Below are 3,391 nucleotides of genomic sequence, written 5' to 3' on the forward strand. Positions count from 1 at the left end.
TTTGGTTGGTGGTTTTTTTTTTGTTTAAATCCCCCGCCGCCGGCCTGCCGCGCCCGGGGCGCCCCCCGCGGGGGGGGGGGGGGCGGCTCCCCACCCCGCCCCCCCCCTCGGCCGTGTCCGGACGAGCCGGACGGGCACACCCCGGTGAACCCCCCTGTGGATAACCCGGGTGTGACTGTCAGTGAGGTGTGCGAGTCTTGACGTACGCGCTCGGACTCAGGTGATCCATGGGAAGGTCGGGGTTACGGCCGATGGGCGGCGGTCTGCCGGACCAACGGCTCCCCGTGTGGTCCACGGAGTCACTCGGGCCGACTTCCGTCGGTCGGAGCGTCGGGCTGAGGCGCCCGAGCGTGGGCGCCCCGGGTCGGCCAGGGGGATTGGCCGACTCGGGGACAACCCGGGGGCGACTAAGAATTCCCCTCCCCTCGCCCCGTGCACCCACTCTGCCGGTCATGGGGCGGTGACACCACCGTCATCTTGTTGCACTGCGCCAAGAGGAGGGTGGACGCAAGGGGGAAGAAGCGGATGAATCGGCAGGAAAGCTACTCCTTAGGTGGGGGCGGGGACATGGCTGAGGCGCACACGCACGGAGTGGATCAGCTCTGTGAGGAGGGTGAGCGCGTGTACGCGGCGGCCCTCAAGGGCGGACGCATCGAGCGGACCGCGGCGGCCGGGGCGCCCTGCCTGGTCACGCTGGGCCTGCTGTACTCGGACCCGGACGACGCGGCGTGGCTGGTGCCCGAGTCGCCGGGCGAGGTGATCGCCCGGCTGACCCGCGGCCTACGGGACGAGTTGGCGCAGAGCCATGCGCGGGCGACCGCGGTGACCCTGCTCGCCGAGCGGTACACGGGGGCCGGTCCTGACCTGCCCTCGGCGGGGCACGGCATCCGGGTGCTGGAGAGCAAGCCCCGCATCCGGGACGCCATCGCCGAAGCCTCCGACAGTTGCGTCGTCGAGCACCTGGCCGTCCAACCGGGCGGGGTGCGCCGCGAGAACGTGTTGAACGACGCCCTGCCGCTGGCCCTGGACATGGCGCAGCGCGGGGTGCGCATGCGGACCCTGTACACCCATGCCGCACGGCACGGGCAGGGCCTCTTCGAGTACGTGGAGCGGGTCGGTGGTGCCGCCGAGGTGCGCACCCTGGACGAGGTCTTCGAGCGGCTGCTGATCTTCGACCGGAAGGTCGCGTTCGTGCCGGCGACCGAGGACCGGACGGTCGCCCTGGAGTTGCGGCACCCCGGTCTGGTGGGGTTCCTCGCGATCGTCTTCGAGCGGTTCTGGCGGCTGGGGCACCCGCTGGTGGAGCCGCTGCCCTCCGGCTCCGGGGTCACCGGCATCACCCGTCGGGAATGGGCCATCGCGGCGCTGCTCGCCGAGGGGCACACCGACGCGGAGATAGCGCAGCGCCTCGGCATCAACGTGCGGACGGCCCGCCATCACATCCGCAAGCTGGCGGAGGAGTTGGGGGCTGCCAGTCGCGCCCAGCTCGGGGTGCGGATCGCGCAGGCCGGCCTGGACACCCCGCCGCGTCCGCCCACGCCGTGACGGGCCGTCGGACGGGGGTGCGGGGGTGACCGGTCGGCCGGTCCTTCACTGGTCGTGCTCCAACATGCCCGACCGGGAGATCAGGTAGCCGAGCTGGGCCCGGCTGCCGCTGCCGAGCGCGGAGGCGAGCTTGGCGATGTGGGCGCGGCAGGTGCGGACGTTCATGCCGAGGCGTCGGGCGATGGCCTCGTCCACGTACCCCTCGACCAGGAGTTTGGCGATGGACTGCTGGACGCCGGTGATGCCGTCGGGCGTGGACCGGTAGGGCACCTCGTCGAGCAGCGGGGTCGCGCGCCGCCAGAGTTGTTCGAAGACCCGGACCAGATAGCGGACCAGTCCGGGGTGGCGCAGTTCGAGCGCCACGTCGTCCTTGCCGCTGCCGTCGGTCCCGGCGGGGATGAAGGCCACGGTGTCGTCGCAGACGATGAGCCGCTCGATCAGCTCCTCCAGGGTGCGGATCTCGATCAGCCCGTCGGCCATCCGGTCCACGTACGCCATGGTGCCCTGGCTGTGTCGGACGGTGTGTTGGTACAGGGTCCTGATCCGGATGCCCCGGTCGGTCAGCGGGCGGTCGCGTTCGAGGGCCTGGCTGAGGATGTGTTCGCTGCGGCGCCCGCCCGGCTGGATGGTGAGCACCTCCGAGCGGACCTCGGCGGTGGCGACGTTCAGCGCCGCGTTGATCCGGTCGATCCCTTCGAGCACGGTGATCGCATGGGTGGGTGCGGGGCTCTGCGCGCTGATGGCCATGAACGGCTCAAATGATTCGGTCAGTTCGATGGACAGCCGCCGCCTGTCCAGGATCTCCCTTTCTATGGGATGCAGCCGTTGGGCCAGTGCCACCGACGGGGGGACGGGCCGCAGCCAGTTCGCATCGTCCGGATCCGGGTGGAGTAGCGCGAATTCCAGGAGGCACGGGGCGGCCGTAACCTCCGCCCGCGCGATTCTTCCGGCACTCAGTGCGCTGGCGTAGAGCTGCCCGCCCTCGGCGCACAGCTCGGCCATGGAGTGGTGATGTGTCGGATGTGTGTTGGTTATGGGCAAATCTCCACCCCCCAGGGTCTTGAACGTGCAGGAACATGATGCATCGGTTCAGTGGTGTTGACGTGCCTGAATGAGCCATCGTCTTGTTGCACCGGGGGAGAGGACTCATCAGGTGAGGACGAAGCCGACTATGTTCAAGAGAATGCTTCGCTCAGTGCTGGCGACTTTCTCCGTGGTGGTGGCCGCGGGCGCACTCGGTGCCACGACCGCTCACGCCGACACCGGTTGGGGCCCGGTCGCCCCGGCCAAGAGCGGTTCGGTCACCGTCAGGTCCGCCGACACGGGCTGGGGCACGTTCGTCCCGGCCGACACCGGTTGGGGCACGTTCGTCCCGACCAAGGGCGGCCCCGTCATCAGCAAGCCCGCCGACACCGGCTGGGGATCATGAGCACGCCCCCCGACGATCGTTCCTTCCGGCGCGAGATGGCCACCGCCTACCGCTCCGGATGGCACTTCATCGACCTGGTCACGGCCATTCCCCACCAGGGTGACTCACTCATGGTGACCCTGTTCGGGGAGCCGGTCGTCGTCGTGCGGGACGAGGACGAGGACGTTCGTGCGTACCGCTGTCTGCGCAGGCCGCGGGGCGCGCCCCGACCCGTTCGGTGCGCCATCCGATACGGGATGATCTTCGTCAATCTCGACCAGCGCGACCATGAACAACTGGTGGACCGCGACACTCCGTTGCACGACACCCCGACGACCATTTCCGCCACCCCCCGCAGTGCCTGAGGCGATTCCCCCGTCGTTATAGATCGCCTCGGGTACTTCCCCCCGCAGCGGGGGGGGCCGGGGGGGGGGAGCA

General features: G+C 69.8%; 4 protein-coding genes. 3 read left to right on the forward strand and 1 reads right to left on the reverse strand.

All coding sequences use genetic code 11. From position 1 onward, the window contains the following. Window positions 1-567: 567 nt before the first annotated feature. The gene (locus ACFWIA_RS13100; RefSeq protein ID WP_387003325.1) at window positions 568-1,545 is read left to right on the forward strand and encodes a LuxR C-terminal-related transcriptional regulator; all 978 of its coding nucleotides are present in this window, start codon (window positions 568-570) and stop codon (window positions 1,543-1,545) included. A gap of 45 nt (window positions 1,546-1,590) precedes the next feature. On the opposite strand, the gene ACFWIA_RS13105 is transcribed toward ACFWIA_RS13100, so the two are convergent. Beyond that, window positions 1,591-2,547 carry a helix-turn-helix transcriptional regulator gene (locus tag ACFWIA_RS13105; RefSeq protein WP_387003328.1) on the reverse strand — a complete coding sequence of 319 codons (957 nt, stop codon included), beginning with the start codon at window positions 2,545-2,547 and terminating at the stop codon, window positions 1,591-1,593. 193 nt (window positions 2,548-2,740) lie between these two features. On the opposite strand from ACFWIA_RS13105, the gene ACFWIA_RS13110 reads away from it, so the two are divergent. Further along, on the forward strand, window positions 2,741-2,974 hold the full coding sequence (locus tag ACFWIA_RS13110; protein ID WP_387003331.1) for a hypothetical protein: 234 nt from the start codon (window positions 2,741-2,743) through the stop codon (window positions 2,972-2,974). Next, on the forward strand, window positions 2,971-3,318 hold the full coding sequence (locus tag ACFWIA_RS13115; protein WP_385484798.1) for a hypothetical protein: 348 nt from the start codon (window positions 2,971-2,973) through the stop codon (window positions 3,316-3,318). Before ACFWIA_RS13110 ends, ACFWIA_RS13115 begins: the two co-directional genes overlap by 4 nt. Window positions 3,319-3,391: the final 73 nt, after the last annotated feature.

Origin of the sequence: Streptomyces sp. NPDC127068 (assembly GCF_042724695.1) — a bacterium.
Lineage (GTDB): Bacteria > Actinomycetota > Actinomycetes > Streptomycetales > Streptomycetaceae > Streptomyces.

Bases quoted from the DNA above. Each gene is read 5' to 3' on its own strand.
- ACFWIA_RS13100 (WP_387003325.1), top strand. From the start codon at position 568: ATGGCTGAGGCGCACACGCACGGAGTGGATCAGCTCTGTGAGGAGGGT.
- ACFWIA_RS13105 (WP_387003328.1), bottom strand. From the start codon at position 2,547: ATGGCCGAGCTGTGCGCCGAGGGCGGGCAGCTCTACGCCAGCGCACTG.
- ACFWIA_RS13115 (WP_385484798.1), top strand. From the start codon at position 2,971: ATGAGCACGCCCCCCGACGATCGTTCCTTCCGGCGCGAGATGGCCACC.